The 15,311-nt window shown below is 69.8% G+C and carries 17 protein-coding genes; 7 read left to right on the forward strand and 10 right to left on the reverse strand.

Annotated features, from left to right (window positions below; genetic code table 11):
* Window positions 1-39: 39 nt before the first annotated feature.
* Window positions 40-234: a hypothetical protein gene (locus tag OG689_RS44095; RefSeq protein WP_266329211.1), complete on the reverse strand. Its 195-nt coding sequence runs from the start codon at window positions 232-234 to the stop codon at window positions 40-42.
* 215 nt (window positions 235-449) lie between these two features.
* The gene (locus OG689_RS44100) at window positions 450-1,247 is read right to left on the reverse strand and encodes a hypothetical protein (RefSeq protein WP_266329213.1); all 798 of its coding nucleotides are present in this window, start codon (window positions 1,245-1,247) and stop codon (window positions 450-452) included.
* Window positions 1,248-1,497: 250 nt separating this feature from the next.
* Between OG689_RS44100 and OG689_RS44105 the strand changes: the two genes are divergently transcribed.
* Window positions 1,498-1,701: a hypothetical protein gene (locus tag OG689_RS44105; RefSeq protein WP_266329215.1), complete on the forward strand. Its 204-nt coding sequence runs from the start codon at window positions 1,498-1,500 to the stop codon at window positions 1,699-1,701.
* Between the two features lie 50 nt (window positions 1,702-1,751).
* On the opposite strand, the gene OG689_RS44110 is transcribed toward OG689_RS44105, so the two are convergent.
* Entirely contained in the window at window positions 1,752-2,777 is a 1,026-nt protein-coding gene (locus tag OG689_RS44110) for a hypothetical protein (protein ID WP_266329217.1), read from the reverse strand.
* Window positions 2,774-3,238 (reverse strand): hypothetical protein, encoded by a 465-nt coding sequence (locus OG689_RS44115; RefSeq protein ID WP_266329219.1) that lies wholly within the window; start codon window positions 3,236-3,238, stop codon window positions 2,774-2,776. Before OG689_RS44115 ends, OG689_RS44110 begins: the two co-directional genes overlap by 4 nt.
* Window positions 3,239-3,413: 175 nt before the next feature.
* On the opposite strand from OG689_RS44115, the gene OG689_RS44120 reads away from it, so the two are divergent.
* The 3 genes from OG689_RS44120 (at window position 3,414) to OG689_RS44130 (ending at window position 5,550) form a co-directional block, all read left to right on the forward strand.
* Window positions 3,414-4,601, forward strand: a complete 1,188-nt coding sequence (locus tag OG689_RS44120) for a Ku protein (RefSeq protein WP_266329221.1) — start codon at window positions 3,414-3,416, stop codon at window positions 4,599-4,601.
* Between the two features lie 108 nt (window positions 4,602-4,709).
* Window positions 4,710-5,228, forward strand: a complete 519-nt coding sequence (locus OG689_RS44125) for a hypothetical protein (RefSeq protein WP_266329223.1) — start codon at window positions 4,710-4,712, stop codon at window positions 5,226-5,228.
* A gap of 40 nt (window positions 5,229-5,268) precedes the next feature.
* Window positions 5,269-5,550 (forward strand): hypothetical protein, encoded by a 282-nt coding sequence (locus OG689_RS44130; protein WP_266329225.1) that lies wholly within the window; start codon window positions 5,269-5,271, stop codon window positions 5,548-5,550.
* A gap of 82 nt (window positions 5,551-5,632) precedes the next feature.
* Here OG689_RS44130 and OG689_RS44135 read toward each other — a convergent pair whose 3' ends face one another.
* From OG689_RS44135 to OG689_RS44155, 5 genes are all read right to left on the reverse strand, one after another.
* Window positions 5,633-6,130, reverse strand: a complete 498-nt coding sequence (locus OG689_RS44135) for a hypothetical protein (RefSeq protein ID WP_266329227.1) — start codon at window positions 6,128-6,130, stop codon at window positions 5,633-5,635.
* 63 nt (window positions 6,131-6,193) lie between these two features.
* Window positions 6,194-7,438 carry a helix-turn-helix domain-containing protein gene (locus OG689_RS44140; protein WP_266329229.1) on the reverse strand — a complete coding sequence of 415 codons (1,245 nt, stop codon included), beginning with the start codon at window positions 7,436-7,438 and terminating at the stop codon, window positions 6,194-6,196.
* Between the two features lie 174 nt (window positions 7,439-7,612).
* Complete coding sequence (locus tag OG689_RS44145) at window positions 7,613-7,819, reverse strand: hypothetical protein (protein WP_266329231.1); 207 nt, start codon at window positions 7,817-7,819, stop codon at window positions 7,613-7,615.
* Window positions 7,820-8,448: 629 nt separating this feature from the next.
* Window positions 8,449-9,135, reverse strand: coding sequence for a restriction endonuclease (locus tag OG689_RS44150; RefSeq protein WP_266329233.1), 687 nt, complete (start codon window positions 9,133-9,135; stop codon window positions 8,449-8,451).
* On the reverse strand, window positions 9,132-9,350 hold the full coding sequence (locus tag OG689_RS44155) for a hypothetical protein (protein ID WP_266329235.1): 219 nt from the start codon (window positions 9,348-9,350) through the stop codon (window positions 9,132-9,134). The genes OG689_RS44150 and OG689_RS44155 overlap by 4 nt, the downstream gene beginning before the upstream one ends.
* A gap of 980 nt (window positions 9,351-10,330) precedes the next feature.
* On the opposite strand from OG689_RS44155, the gene OG689_RS44160 reads away from it, so the two are divergent.
* Together OG689_RS44160 and OG689_RS44165 are read left to right on the forward strand one after the other, a co-directional pair.
* Window positions 10,331-11,488, forward strand: a complete 1,158-nt coding sequence (locus OG689_RS44160) for a ParA family protein (RefSeq protein ID WP_266329237.1) — start codon at window positions 10,331-10,333, stop codon at window positions 11,486-11,488.
* On the forward strand, window positions 11,485-12,681 hold the full coding sequence (locus OG689_RS44165) for a ParB/RepB/Spo0J family partition protein (RefSeq protein WP_266329239.1): 1,197 nt from the start codon (window positions 11,485-11,487) through the stop codon (window positions 12,679-12,681). The genes OG689_RS44160 and OG689_RS44165 overlap by 4 nt, the downstream gene beginning before the upstream one ends.
* Window positions 12,682-12,860: 179 nt before the next feature.
* Here the strand turns inward: OG689_RS44165 and OG689_RS44170 are convergent, their stop codons facing one another.
* Window positions 12,861-13,295, reverse strand: coding sequence for a hypothetical protein (locus tag OG689_RS44170; protein WP_266329241.1), 435 nt, complete (start codon window positions 13,293-13,295; stop codon window positions 12,861-12,863).
* Between the two features lie 97 nt (window positions 13,296-13,392).
* Here OG689_RS44170 and OG689_RS44175 point away from each other — a divergent pair, with 97 nt between their 5' ends.
* The gene (locus tag OG689_RS44175) at window positions 13,393-15,237 is read left to right on the forward strand and encodes a helix-turn-helix domain-containing protein (protein WP_266329243.1); all 1,845 of its coding nucleotides are present in this window, start codon (window positions 13,393-13,395) and stop codon (window positions 15,235-15,237) included.
* Window positions 15,238-15,311 lie beyond the last annotated feature (74 nt).

A 15,311-nucleotide genomic window follows, 5' to 3' on the forward strand; every position in this document is an offset into this window, starting at 1 on the left:
GAGGGTCTGGACCCCTTCGGCTCACGACGCAGATTGCCTCTACAGGTAGGCGGCGACCGCGCCCGCGACGCCCGCAAGAGCCGCGACGGCGGTCCAGAAGAGCATGCTCATCCAGAGGGGGCCGCCCTCCTTCTTGGAGTGCGCTTCGGGAGCGTTCACGGCTGCGTTGCTGGTGGACTGGTGGTCGGTGGCGCCCATCGGCGTGACAAGGCTGAGCTGCGCGTTTCCCGTCATGCTGATGTTGATGACGGGTGCCTCGTGGCCAGTACGCGCGTTACGGTTGGCGCTCAAGTGGTTTCTCCTTCTGGGGCTCTGCTTGGAGCCGGGGCAGCTCTGCTTGGTCGCGTGGTGCCTCGGCGGTTGTGTGCTCGGCGGGGCGCAGTTGCTGCTGCGCCCCGCCGGCGTCCTGACGCGTGCGGGGTGGTCGTCCGGCGCAAGCGGAAGCTTGGCTAGGACTTGGTCTCTGGGTCGGAAGCCCCGGAGCCTCTCCGGTGCAAGTACGGGGGGAGCAGGGTGTATCGGTTGCAGAGTGTGTAGCCCTTGGGTGCCAATGGGGCCACTTTGGAGGACTTCCTGGCGTCCGCCAGACCCTTCTTCACGAGCTCCTTGAGGCCGCGCTCGGCGGTGTCGGCTGACCATCCGTACCACTTGGGTGTGCGCTCCAGAGGCAGCTCGACGTCTGGGCGTTCACAGCTCAGGACGAGGAGCATGGCGAGTGCAGGTAGACCGAGAGTGTGGATCAGTTGGTCGTCCCAGACCTCATGGGGGATCTTGAAGTAGGCGTCGCGGTTGTCACGTCCGGGACGTGTGTAGGAGTCCCCGCTTCCGTCCTCGCGGAGAAGCGTCACCTGGATGCGGTGGTTACCGGGGACTCGTTCGTAGGTGATGAGACGACGGTCCTGCAGGCGGGTGAGGATCTTTGTCACTGCAGCGCGGGCAGCGTCGTCCTCGGCGGTCTCAGTGGCGTGAAGGGCCCGCGCCCATACCGAGCTGTTCAAGGTGGTAGTCCAGCCGTCGTCGCCCGAACTGGTGATCGCAATGATGAACAGGTAAGCCCGCAGGGCGCGGACGTCCCGGCCCTTGACGAACTCGGCAAGCACGCTCTTACGGTCCTTGACCCTGGGCGGCCGTTGCACGAAGTCCCTACGGACCGGCACGAAGGCGCGGATGGCTTTCTGAGCCAGGAGCACCTTCTGGGTCTCCAGAGCGGACGCTCGCTCTGGCTTCTCTGATGTCGCGGTGGTCACGGTGGCGATACTGGCAGGCTCGGCCCGGCGACCTCAACTGACTGTTACGTAAAGACTGTTGCGTCAGCGGTAGCTATGGAATGACCTCGTAATAGCTGCGATGTGTATGACGCTAGCGACGTCGATGCGACATCCACGATGTCGGACTGGGCGCGCGGCCCCTCAGCGAAGGAAGACCTCCATGCCGGCGAAGGTCTTACCGTCGAAGAGCGGTTGCAAGCGCGTCGTCTTGCCTGATTTTGGCCAAGTCATGGACCGGCACGCGGCCGACGAGCAGGCGCTGGCCATGACTTGCGGGGAGTGCCGGCAGCTGACCGACTGGAACCCCACGTCGTTCTGCGGCTGGGCCTGCTACGACGCTCGGCCGCGCGATCCGGCGAGCGCGCCGCTCGCCCTCTCCTACTTCTTCGGCCTCGGGCCGCCCACCCTCCTGGAGCACCCCCGCGACCCCTGACCGCCCGGCCGCCGCCCAGGCGGACCGCCGGGAGGGCCGGCGTGGGCGGCTCACGGTGCGGCCCGGTGGCGGGCCAGCCCGGCCGGCCGGGCCTTCGCCCTGGTGAGGGCGCCCGGGTGCACGGTGCCGCTGCCCCAGCGCCGGTTGGCCCGGTCGATCACCGGTTCCAGCACCCGCCTGTCCTCCGTCGTCGCGTCCAGGGTGAGCTGGACGAAGGCACGCTCGGCCGCCACCAGGGTCCCGACGCGGGCGGTGACGGCGCGGATGCGGGCCCGCTGCAGAGCGAGCGCCCCGTACAAGGCGTACAGGGTGTCCTGGAGGACGGGGGTGTGAGCGGTCGGTTCGCGCAGGGTCCGGGAGCGGGTCGTCGTGCTGCGGTCCGCGTAGATGATCTGCAGCTCCACCGTGCGGGCGCTCCTGCCGGCGACGCGCAGCCGGGCGCCGAGGTCGCCCGCCAGGGCAAGGAGTGCCTGGCGGACCTGATCGGGATCGAGGACGTCGTGCTCGAAGCGGCGGGTGGCGGCGATGCTCGCGGGCGGGCCGGCCGGCGCGACGGTGCGGAGGTCGATGCCGTGCGCGCGCTGGTGCAGGAGGCGGCCGGTGCTGCCGCCCGCGACCCGCTGGAGGGTTGCAGGCGGCAGGTCGGCGAGGTCGCCGACCTGTCCGATCCCGTAGCGGCGAAGGCTGCGGGCGAGCACCGGGCTCACCCCCGGCAGGGTCTCCACCGGCCGCGCCCGCAGGAACGCCTCGACGGCCGCGGGGTCGGGGTCCAGGACGTGGACCTCGCCCGGGGCGCAGGTCTCGGCGGCCATCGTGGCCAGCATCCGGTTCGGGCCGGCGCCGATCGCCGCGGTGAGGCCGTAGCGGGCGAGCAGCCGGGTCTGCAGCAGATCCGCAAGGCCCGCCGGGGTCCGGCCGAAATACGCGAGGGCGCCGGTGACGTCCATCAGCGCGCCGTCCGGCGGCAGGGCCTGCACCACCGGCGAGACGTCCGCCAGCACCGTGAACAGCTGCCCGTACACCTCGAACGACACCCCGGGGACGCGCAGGTGCAGGATCGCCCGGTCGCGGGTCATCCCGCCCGCCCCGCACCGCGCCGCAGGCCGGCCCCCGCATCGGAGCCCACGCGTCCCGCAGGGACGCCCGGGCCCCCGATGGCGCTGTGGCTGTCCGCCGGTCGCGCCCCGGAGCGCGGCACCCCGGAAGTCCCGCCCCGGGTACCGGCGAGCGCGTCCGTGGAGCGGGGCGCTTGGCGGACGGTTGCCGGGTCGTAGAGCACCCAGGCCCGCTCGCCCGACCCGGCGCCCCAGCGGAGCAGCGCGATCCAGCGGGTCGAGCCGTGGTGCAGGCGCCAGCGCTCCACCACCGCCGGCCGCCAGCGGCCGCCGAGCCGGACCTCCACCCGCCGCCAGCGTGCCTCCGCCGCCCAGGTGCGGCCCGGCCCGGACAGCAGCTCCCGCGGCGCGAGCACCACGTCCGCCGACTGCGGCTCGGGGCGGCCAGGGCGGGGGCGGGAAAGCGGAACGGAGGTGGTCACCAATCCAGTATCGAACATGCATTCGAACGAGGGCAAGTGCCTTACTCGGCGTGTCCTCGCAGGTCACAGGGCGGAGCGGGGCTGGCGCGCGGCGGTCCGGGGTGGCACAACTGGAGAGGAGGGGGATCCCGCCACGGACGCCGGCTGCCGGTGTCCCGTTCGAGAGGAGAGCGCCGTGGCGCGTCCCATCTGGAGCGGGATCCTGAGCTTCGGCCTGGTCTCCGTCCCCGTCTCGCTGTACGCGGCGACCGAGAACCACACCGTCGCGTTCCGGCAGATCCAGCGCGGCACCTCCGACCGGGTGCGCAACAAGCGGGTGAACGAGCGCACCGGCGAGGAGGTCGCCTTCGGCGACATCGTGAAGGGCTTCGAGCTCGCCGAGGGCGAGTACGTCGTCGTCGAGCCGGACGAGCTGGACCGGATCACCCCCGGCCGCTCGAAGACGATAGAGATCACCGGGTTCGTCGACCTGGAGCAGGTCGAGCCGATCTACTTCGACACCACCTACTACCTCGGCCCCAAGGGCAAGGAGTACGGCAAGGTCTACACCCTCCTGCAGCGCGCCCTGGAGAAGGCCAACCGGGCCGGCATCGCGATGTTCTCCATGCGCGGCAAGGAGTACCTCACCGCCGTCCGCTCCGAGAACGGCATCCTCACCGCCCACACCATGCACTTCGCCGACGAGGTCCGCGATCCCCACTCGGAGATCCCCACCCTCCCGGCGGCCGGCAGCGACACCGCCGAAGTTTCCGACCGGGAGCTAGCCATGGCCGAGCAGCTCGTCGACATGCTCGCCGTCGAGTGGAAGCCGGAGGACTACCGCGACACCTTCGAGGAGAAGGTGCACGAGCTGATCGCCGCGAAGCAGGCCGGCCAGGAGGTCACCGCCCCCGAGGCGGCGCCGGCGCCGAGCAACGTGCTCGACCTGATGGACATCCTCGGCCGCAGCCTGGAGAGCGCCAAGACCGCCGGCAGCGGCAGTGCGGCCAAGGCCGACGATGCCAAGGCGGTCGCCGGGGCCGGCGCGAAGAGCGCGGCCGCGAAGGCGAAGAGCCGCGCGGCGGAAGCCGGGAGCAAGGCCGGCGCCGCAGCCGACCGTGCCTCCACCGGGCACCGGCCCAAGGACACCGGGGGCAAGAAGAGCACCTCCACCCGGGCCCGGCCGGCGACCAGCGCCACCGGCAAGAAGACCGGCACCGCGGCCGGCCGCCGGAAGGAGGACCTGTCCGGGCTGACGAAGAGTGAGCTGTACAAGAAGGCCACTGCCGCCCACCTCCCCCACCGCTCCACCATGACCCGCGACCAACTCCAGACCGCCCTGGAAAAGACCGGCCACGGCCGACACCTTCACAGCGCCTCCTGACCACCGGCCGGCCCGGCCGGTATTGCCCGCCCGGGCCCGGCCCGCTGCGACGCTGTACTTGTCGCTGGCCGGCCGTGACCGGCACGGGTTCGGGCGGGTTGAGCAGGCATGACGAACGAGGACCCTAGCCCCGACCGCGGCCCCCTCCCGCCGGCCCGCACCGCGACCGCCCTCGCGGACCGCCCGCAGGACCAGGCACTGCTGGTGGTGCGCCGGGCAGCGGCGTGCGGGGAGCTGGCCGAGGAGTGGCTGCGAACCCTGGCCGGGCGGCGGCCCTGGACGGAGACGGGCGCGGTCCTCATCGACATGGCGCACGCCGTCGGCGAAGTCCTGGGGCGGTACGCCCTCACGGACCAGCCCGCCGGCCAGGATGAGACGGACAGGCTGGGCAGGCGCCTGGACCTGTACTTCAGCCCCGCAGGCTGCCTCCTCGCACCACTCACCAACCACCATGAGCCCCTGAGCGACCCGGAGCTGGCCACCGTGCTGCTCCTGACCGGCTGCGCCCGCACCGCACTCGCCATGACCACCATCGCCTGGGAGCGGGACCTGCCCGCCCTGCTCACGGTCATGGAATTCGCCCTCGACCAGGCCGGCCCGGCCGCCGGGTGCGCTGATGGCGAATGACCTGGTCGGGCTGCCACGCGCATCGCGGGAGAACCACCCGGTGACCAGCAACAGCGCCTCCCGGCCAGGACAGCGCGGCCTGACCGCCCTCATCCCCCAACGCCCCGAGGACTCCAGCCCCGGCCAACGCGCCGCCGCCCAGATGCTGGCCCTGCGCGAGGTCACCCTGCCCGCCGCCGTCCTCGCGGCCGCCGCCGAACTCCTCGCCGAGAAACTCGACCACGAGAGCGACCCCGTCACCCGCGAAGCCACCGCCGCCGTCCTCGCCCGCCTCCACAACGCCGTCGACCAGGTCCACCCCCGCCCAGAACACCGACGCTGACCGCCCGCCATGGCTCGGTCGCGGTCGAGGCAGCGGTGGATCACTGTCCTCGAAGGCGGGCCGGCCTCGATCCGCAGCTGGCCTACCTGACCGGCCTGTCGCCGTCGCCCACGGTCATTTGCCGTCCGGCCGCCCTGGAAGCGGCGATAGCCGAAGCCGAGCGTTGCTGAGGGCGACGGGCGGGCAGGACGCGCAGCCGGCCGGTGGTCTCGGCGATCTGCTCCTCGTCCAGTTGGAGTCCCTCCCGCAGAAGCATCTCGTCGCTGACGTCAGCAGGGATAGTCCGCAGCAGGGGCCGGACGGGGGTGGTGGCGGTGTGACGGGCGAGGTGGTGCTTGAGGAGAGGCCAGGCGTAGCCGGCGACGTTGGAGCTGGCCAGGGCTTGTCCCCAGTGGATGACGAGATCGCCGAGCGCTTTCTGGACGACGTGGTCGGCCTGGTGCTCGTCGCCGGTGTGCAGGAGGGCGTAGGAGAGGTAGCGGGGCCGGTGGAGTTCGCAGAACGCGAGGAATTCCATGGGAAGGCTGATCGTCGCGGGGGTTCGGGAGGCGGCGGGGTCGGCGTACCGGGCGGCGTTCATGGTGGTTCTCCCTTCCTGGTGTTGGGCGGGTGCGGGCGAATCGCCGGGTGGAGTGCCTGGTAGTCAGCCGAAGGAGCCTGCGGGCGGCGAGCAGGCGGCGGTGCCTGTGCGGACCGCGGTGGCGTGCTCGGTAGGAGCCGGGTGGAACGTGGCCGCGGCCTGGCACTGGGCCTGATTCCACAGCGGCTGCAGGTCAGCGGACTGTCCGTGCAGGACGGTGACGACCTGGTCGACGACGCTCCAGTCGGGAACCCGGCCGCTCTCCAGCAGGGCCGTGACGTCGCGGGTGCGCAGGCGCCCCTTTGCCATCTTGCAGATCACCGACGGGGTCGGCCGGGCAGCGGCGAGGTGGAGGTCGGAGACGATGTCGTGCAGGGTCGCCGCCGCGTCTTGCGCGCGGGCGTCGGCGCGGGGCTGGAGCGGGGTGCCGCGTGCGGCCTCCCACAGGCCGCGCAGGGAGGAGGCGTCCGCGTCGCAGGCGGCAGCCAGGCTGCGGACGACCTGCCAGGAGGGAAGGCGCTCCCCGGCGAGGAGGCGGGTGACGTAGGACGGCGAGATGCCGGCGTCGCGGGCGAGAACGCGCAGGGTTTTGCCGCCGGCGCGCTGCAGTTGTGAGAGAGCTGTCGTCAGCAGCCGGGCGGCTTCGCCGGGATTCGTCGGGGGCGGGACCTGGGATTGCTCCTGAGGGTGGGCGCCTGCACTGTCCTGGCCGGGGCCGGCGGACCCGCCGCGCTGCGCGTCGCCCGGCTGGGCCGGGGCCCGGCGCGGCTCGGCAGTCCGAGGTCGGGGTGCGCGGCGCAGGGCCCTGGCCGAGGTGGGGGGTGCGACGGGACGGCGGGGCGCGCTGATGCGCCAGGTAGCGAGGATCTTGTCGACGTTCTGGGCGGGCCAGCGCTTGCGGGCGGTGTCCTCGCTGACGAACAGCGCGGTGCCGACCTGGGCCCAGCTCGCCTGTCGCTCGCGGGACTGCTCCACGACGGCGGCGCCGAGGGCCTCGTAGACGCTGCCGAGGTCGCGGTAGGCCTGCAGGGCCACGGTGTTAGAGGACGGCTCGGGCAGGCAGGCGAGGTCGATGAGCGCGTGCAGGCGCGCGATCATGTCCTGGCCTACGGCGGCGACCTGTCGGCCGTCGCTGACGGCCCGGCGCACCTCACGGGGGTGGGGGCTGACGGGGGCGCCGGCCGCGCGGCTCGCGGAGATGCGGCAGTCGCGGGAGCAGAAGACGGCCGGGCGCCCGATGGTGCCGCGCGGGAACGGCTTGCCGCAGCTGCGGCACAGGGACTCGTTGGGGGCCGGTTCAGTGGTCACGGGGGTCGTCCTTGCCTGTCTCGTACCTCTGCACGAGGTACGGACACTGACGGGTGGTGTGGGGTTGTCGCCGCTGTGTCAGCGGTCGGAATGCTGCGCCGGGGACTTCGATCACCGGCGGGCGGGCCCGCGGGGCGCCGGCCAAGACGGCGCGGCGCCCTGCGGGCGCCGGTGTCAGCTCGCGCGGGCCCGGCGGATCGCCAGGTAGGAGCGGTCGGCGATGCCCGCTAGCGCCAGCACCAGGCCCGCCGCGGCGGCCGTCGGCTCCAGGCCCCAGATCAGGATGACGCCGATCGCGGGCAGGGCGACGAAGGCGCCCAGCGTCAGATTTACCGCGTAGTCAACGCCGTTGGAGGTTTCCGCGCTCCCCCACTGCGGCATGTATGCCGTGTTACGGTCGGGACGGCGGTTGAGCAGCACGTTTGGCCGTCGGGCCGCACTGCGATTCAGGGACATGCGTTCTCCTGGGTCGGGTATCCGGTGATGAGGGGCCCTGCGCTCAGTTGGTAGCTGCCGTAGCAGGGCCTCTCAACCGGGACCTTAGCCGCCCACGCGGACTCCCTGTGCCTTTTCTGTTACGCAGCGGCATCTTTCCCGGTCTCCATATGAAAGCCAGAAAACCGGAAGTGCTGATTCCGCGACAGAAACCCGCACGTCAGCGCCCCAAGATCCAGTCCAGTAGCGGCGAAGGCCCCGTGCCTCGCTCTGGCGAAGCGCCACCAAACGCCACCCCCCGCCACACGCACCCCTCCGGTGCCCGGCGGAACGCACCACGGCGCGGGGGCCGACCCACTGCTGAGTGCCCAGGTGCCGGAATTCGCACCGGGACGACAGCACCCCACCGGCTTCGGCCTCCCCGCCTCCGCCGGCGGCCAGGCCGAAGCCGCCGGTCCCTTCGGGATCCGGCCGCCCATCGTGCTGGTCGTCCGCACGGTGAGCCGCCCAACCCGTCGCTGCTCGCGGGCCCTCCTGCTCCGCCGCACGACTCCCGGTGCCGGCAGGATTCCCGCTCACGGCGCCGGCCGTCCGAAGGCCCGCCTCCGCGCCCCGTCCCGCAGGCCCAGAAGATCGTTCAGGGCGACACCCTGTTCGGCCCAGGCGCGCAGCCGGTCGCGGTCGACCCAGTGGATCTGGTGCTTGTCGCCCCAGGTCTTGGCATCGCGGGTGAAGGTGCCGTTGGTGACGACGACGGCGATGTCGGCGCGGTGGGCAGGGCCGGCTGTCCCCTTCACCTGGTACATCACCTGGGAGCCGACCTTGCCGCCGACCTTGGTGTGCTTGGCCTGCAGGACAATCCGTCCGCGCCGCGGGTGGCGGCCGATGACGTCGGCGGCCTGGTCGCCCTGCTGGCCGACCTGGCGGGCCGACCAGCCGTCGCGGATCAGCAGGTCGCGCAGCGCGAACTCGAACTGCCGGTCCGACAGGGCATCGACCTCGGCCAGGGTCAGCCGAAGCCTCGCCAGCCGCTCGCCGCGCCTGCGCTGCGCCGCGGCCCGGCGCAGGCGGATCACCACAGCGACGACCAGCGCGCACCCCGCCGCCACCACAAGGAGCGGCCAAGCTCCGAGCAGAACCCGCCCCACGGCCAGGACCATGCGCAGCACCAGCACCGCGCCCGCGAGCGCGACGATGCCGGCCGCGACGTGCTCGACAGGGCCACGCGGTCTGCGGAACCGGCTGCGGCGCCTGGTCGTCACGGCGCAGCGGGTGCTGCGGCGGGGGCCGACACCGAGGGGGCCGGCGCCGTCGGCACCGCGGTGCTCGCGTCCGAGAAGCCGAAGACCTGCCCCCACAGCCAGACGGCCGCCACCGCGCCGACGATCACCCAGCCGCTGGTCTTCTTCGCGCTCGGCCGCGGATTGCGCCGGACGTGCGACCGGACGCGGTGAAAGCCCTCGGGTACACCAGCCATGGAAATCCCCTCCCCAACGGCGGTCCACCGTGCGCGGACCGTCCCGGAACCTGGTGTATCAGCGGCCTCCGACACAACCGGTCCCCTCCCCAACACCCCCGGCCACCAGCGGATATGAACCAGCCACCCCCGCAGTCCCGGCACCCCACACACGCCCGTGAATCGAACGCAAGGGCACTGACCTCGCCCACGAAATCGCTCACCCACCCATCCCCGGGACACGGGCATACCCCGTCCGGCCGAGCCGCACGGGCCGGCCGACGGCACTACCTGCGAAGCCACCTTCCCCCGCACGCGGCAACACCACCGAGAGATGGCGTGTTGCCGCCGGTGGTACAGCCAGCCGGCGCGCGCCCGCTCCAGCGCCCCCGCACTCCTAGCCACCGGCACAGTGCGAAGCCCCCGTTCGGAAACGGGGACTTCGAGATGCGGCGCCTCAGCGCGAACCGGGGCGGGCTGGTACGGGGGCCAGGCGGCGCTGGGTGCTAGAGGAACGGCCGAGGAAGCCCCAGCCGGACCCGTCAACTCGCCGTGTCTGCGATGCCACCCGCGTTGCGGATCAGTTCACCGTTCAAATTCGGTGTGCGACGTCGGCGGGAATACGAACAGTCGGCTGTTGCCCGCCATGCCCGAACGACTTGGAAACAATTGTTTCCAAGCACGGGAGCCGGTCGCCCTGGCCGAGCTGCTCGCCCCGGTCTGGCGGGCCACTACGGATCTGGGCTTGTGAAGTTCCGGCACGCCCGCTTGTCCTCGCTCTGGACGGCTGGGCCGACTGCTTGACGCACGCCCAGCTCTCTGTCGGCGCGGATGAGGGAGATCTGATTCCTTCCCATCCGTTCGGCGTGCTGCGGGCCCCGCCATGCGCGAGCCCCGCGCGGCTGGTCCGTGAGTGGGCGGTGGTCCATGGGCCAAGGTCTGAGCAACTATGAGGCGAGCCGGGTGCTTGCCTTCCACTTGGCGATGAGTAAGGTAGCCGCATGACTGCCCCTTACTCCCCAGATGATCGGGAAAAGGTAGTCGCCAAGTTGCCCGCAGGCTTGCGGCAGGAGCTGAAGATCCGCGCAGCTGAGCTGGGCGTGGACATTAAGGACGCCGTCACTGACGGCGTCCACGCTTGGCGCGCCGATTCCGTTTCCCGTCCACAGGTCGATCTCGCCGGCGGCACCTCCTTCGCCACCTACTTCCCCACCGGGTTGTACGGGGAGCTCAAGGACGACTGCAAGAAGCGCGGGGTCGCAGCTAATCAGGGCATTGCGCAGGCGGTGCGACTGTGGCTGGACACCCATCCATCGCCGCGCCGACTGCCCCGGTCTACCGGGGCCCGGCGCCTGATCTTCGGCAACCAAAAGGGCGGTGTGGGCAAGACCGCCACGGCGAACGGCACCGCTCAGGGCCTCGCAGAGGTCGGCAACCGGGTGCTGCTCATCGACTTCGATCCGCAGGGCCACCTGACCAAGCAGCTCGGCTACCCAATGCTCGACATCGACGAGCCGAGCCTGGCCAAGCACATGCTGGGCGAGGGCAAGGGTGAATTGCGCGACCTGCTGGTCCCGATAGAGGAAAGCGGCTTCGGTGGCCGGCTGTTCCTGCTGCCGGCCTGCCGCGACGCGTTCCTCCTGGACGCAAAGCTGGCCACCAGCCGCCACGTCCGTATCAAGGAAACCGCACTGGAGAAGGCCTTGGAGCCGCTGGAAAAGGAGTACGACTACATCGTGGTCGACTGCCCTCCGAGCCTGGGCTACTCCATGGACACCGCGCTGTACTACTCCCGCACACGGGACGGCGAGGCCAACTACTCTTCCGGCGTAGTCATTCCTGTCTTGGCCGAGGACTCCTCCGCCGACGCCTTCGACATGCTCGCCGACCAAATCCAGGACCTCTCCGAAGACATGGGGATCGACATCGCCATGCTCGGCTTCATCGTCAATATGTACGACAGCCGCAAGGGCTACATCGCCACCTCCTCCCTCGCCGCTTGGCAGGAGATCGGCGATCCGCCGGTCATCGCCGTCGTACCTGAGCTGAAGGAGCAGCGCGAAGCCGTCCGGCTCAAGCAGCCCCTGTTGACCTACGCACCGGATTGTGAGCAGTCCGAGGCCATGCGTTCCATCGCCCAGCAGGTGATGGCAGCATGAGCGTCGCTGACCGCCTCGGTGCCGGGTCATCCTTCGGCAGCGCCCGAACCCGTAGTGCGCGAGGCCGCGCGAAAGCCGTCACCCAGGGCGACGTCCCTGAGTACGAGCTTGTCCGGCTGCGTCTCCCCGAGGTCTCTCCCACTCCGCTCAACCCCCGCCGAAACTTCGGCACCGACGAAGAGCTGACCCGATTCGGCGAAGAGCTGCGCACCGTACAGCTGGCTGCGTGCGTCGCGGTTACCCGTACCGCCTACCTCGCGCTGTGGCCCGAGCACGAAGATCGGATCGGCGCTGCCGACTGGGTGCTGGTTAACGGCGAGCGTCGCTACCGCAGCGCCGTCCACGTCGGGCTTGAAGCGATGGACTTCGTCGTGCGCGACGACCTGGCTTCCACCCGCGAAAACTTCGTCGACCATCTGCTGAAGGAGAACCTCGAACGGGAGGACTTCGACGTCATCGAGCGTGCCCGCGGCGTCCAGCAGCTGGTGGAAGTGTGCAGCGAGGAGTACGACAAGGGTGCCCGGGCCCGTGCAGCCGAGCGCTTGGGCAAAGATCGTTCCTGGATCACCAACCAGCTCGCGCTGCTGCGCCTGCCCGAGCAGATCCAGGCGATGCTTAGCTCCGGTGAGATGCCGGAACGCGACGGCCGACTGCTGGCCAGGCACTGCAAGGACCATCCTGAGCTGGACTCGACCGACCTGATCGCCCATCTGAAGGACGTTCGGGCTCAAGAAGCAGCGGAGCGGCAAGAGGAGCGTGCCCTCCTACAGGAGGCCAAGGAGCGCCGAGGGGCCGGCGATGTGTTGTCCGCGGACAACACGCCGGCTTCAGCAGCCCACCAGGTCTCCGAGGCAAAGGCGCCCACGTTGGTGTTGTCCGCGGACAACACCAACGTGGGCGAGGCGGGCGCTCTGGAGGCCCAGCGGAGCGCAGTGGCTGTGTTGTCCGCGGACAACACAGAGACGACGGACGTTCCCGAGCAGAGAGCGCCCGCGCGGCCAGGCGTGTTGTCCGCGGACAACACAGGGACGACGGACACCGCTTCCCGTCGTAGCTCCTTCACCGAGCTCGCTGCCAGGGCCCTCGTGCACCAGTTGGGCGCCACCATCGATGAGCAGGCAAAGACGCTGGCGGCAGGAATGAACTCGGATGAGCTGGAGTCTTTGATCAGCGCACTGCACGAGTACCTGTAACGCCAGCCGACGTTGGTTGTTGTCCGCGGACAACAACGATGGGCCCGTCCGGTACGCCGGACGGGCCCATCTGTATCTGCACCTCGACTGATCGGCATCCACGCCAGCACCCTAGTCCTGGCGGGCACCGCCGCTTGGGCCACCGCCTCGGCAGCAAGGGACACCTTGCAAGCCCGGTACTAGAGGTAGCGCTCCAGCGGCTCGGCTGCGTACGTGCCGTCTCGGAGGAGAGCATCGGTCAGTTCGAACTGCCGCCGCTGTCCGTCGATGTCTCGCGTGATGACCGTGCCGGTTCCGCGGGTGGTGTCGTGCAGAAGCGGATTTCCCTGTGCATCCACCGAGCCAAGCAGTGTGTACCGGCGCAGCTCCTTGTTGCGGCTCGCCACAATCCGGCGGGTAGCCCATCCCAGAGCAGAGAGCAGCAGTGCTGCGAGGACCGCGCAGTAGAACTCGGTCAGCGAGGGCTGGATGTGGATCACGGCAATGCCGACGCGCGCCTCGACAAGGTAGCCGGGGCAGAGGTATGCGATCGCATCGTTGGTGGGGAAGCGATCGCCTCCAGAGGCGGCGGGGTAAGTGGGATGATGGCGCACTGCATGCTCCTTGGAGACCATCGCAGCTCCCGATGAACTGCGTGCTCAGCGAGCATCTGACTGACGTGGAGTGCTGAAGAAGTGCAGCAGGTCTGCCGATCTGTGCAGCAGGGGAGACATGGGCGACTCAAGCGAAATTGAACTGGCTTCGGCGGCGCTCCCCCCGGCGAGGGACGCGTCTTCCGAAGCTGATCTGCGTCGACGGGTGCGTGAGGCGGCAGATGCCGCAGCCGGCGACCTTGCCCGGGAGTTACGGCGCCTGGTCGACGGTCGGCCTGAGAGTCACCGTTATCTCGCGGAGGCCATGGGCATCAACTCGGGAACCATGTCCAAGTACATGAACGGCCAGCACGTACCCGACTGGACGTGGATCCGGCAGTTGCTGGAACTGACGGCCCGTCTCGGATCCGAGAAGGTCACTGAGGAGACCCGGACCCGGATCTACGCTGCTCAGCAGCGGGCCCTTGAGCTGAAGCACCCGATGCGCTACCAGGTCCACACCTTGGAGATGACGTTGGAGGGCGCCGAGCAGGAGCTCCGAGGCCTGCGCAGCCGCGTGGCGGAGCTTCTCGGCGATTTGGGCGACGCCCAGCGCAAGCTTGAGGGACTGCGCGCAGAACAGGAGCAGGATCGCGAGCAGCAGGAGCAGCGGGTAGCTCAACTGCTCAGCAGCCTGGATACGGCGGTGGCGCGGATGCGCGCTCTGCGCGAGAAGTGCGCTGGTTTGGAGGAGCAGCTGAAGCTGGCTCGGACGGCGGCTGCCCGGCACTCAGTGGATCCGGACCAACCAGCGGGGATCGTCCCGGTCGAAGGTGCCTTCCAGGGCGGATCGACGGAAGCGGAGTTTCTGCAGTACGCCCAGGACTTGGTGTCCGCCTACCTGCGGGCAAAGTCCCGCGAAGAACGCCATGCCATCCGTCAGCGAACACAGGCGCTCACCCCGCAGGGGCTGGCTGCCCTGCTTGCGGTCGTGGAACGCATCGACCGGGAGCGTGGCAACGACGAACTGCTGCAGGCTTTCACCAGCACTGCGGGCGTCCACGACGATTGCGCGGACGTAGTGACCGCCTTGTTCGACCTGCTCCCAGAGATTCCTAGGAACAGGGTGCTGCAGCACCTCGTCGCCTCGACACCTGCTCACAAGGTGGGAACGCTGGTCGTTCAGCTGCTGGCCCAGGCCAACGACCGCGAGGCGGAAGCAGTGGCCGGAGCCACGGTTCTGCGGCGCGACCTCCCCTACTGCTTTGGCGGGTTCTCCGTCGCGGGGTTGAACCTCCTCGCGGCCGGGTTGACTGACGCCGTGCTGATCGAACATCTGCACGCCATGGAGCGAGCAGAGCCTGAGTGGATGCGAGGGCCCGTCGGCCACTACCCCCGCATCCAGATCCGCAGCATGCTGGCGCTGACGGTGCGCAGCACCCCTCTTCTGGCAGCTGCCCGCATCGAGCTGCTCAGTCCCGACTTGCGCGGGGAGGCCTTCGACGTAGCCACATCTTCGTCGTACGGCTTTGATGCGCAGCACTTGGGCAACCTTGCATGTGCCCTGCGCCGTGGCGGCGTCCGTGGGACAGGCAAGGGCAAGTCTGACCTGGCCACCGAACTCCTCACATGTGCCGCAGTGAACATCTCGGATCAGGAAGTTCTGGCGGACTTCATCACTCACTGGCGACAAGCCGCGGAGGACCAGGCCAAGCCCAGCAGCAAGGATCTCGCACTGCTGCTCAGTGAGGTGCTTCGTTCTGGATCGTCCCAGAGGGTGCGGCAGCTACTCACCCACGCCATCGCGCTGCCCCCTGGAAGCACCTCACTGAACTGGCACGAAGGCCGCGTGCAGTGGTGGCTGGAGGCGGCGAGGGAGCTCGGATTCACCCAGCGCCGGGTCCTTCTTCCCATTCTCGGTGACATGGAGCACCTGGCTAGTCGTGATCGGGACATCATGATCGACAATGCAAGGCGCTCCTGACAACGCGAAGCATGGGGAGGTCAGAAATTTCTGACCCCGAGGGGACAGGGAACCGAGCTGGCACCTGCGTTGGC

This window comes from Kitasatospora sp. NBC_00240, assembly GCF_026342405.1.
GTDB lineage: Bacteria > Actinomycetota > Actinomycetes > Streptomycetales > Streptomycetaceae > Kitasatospora.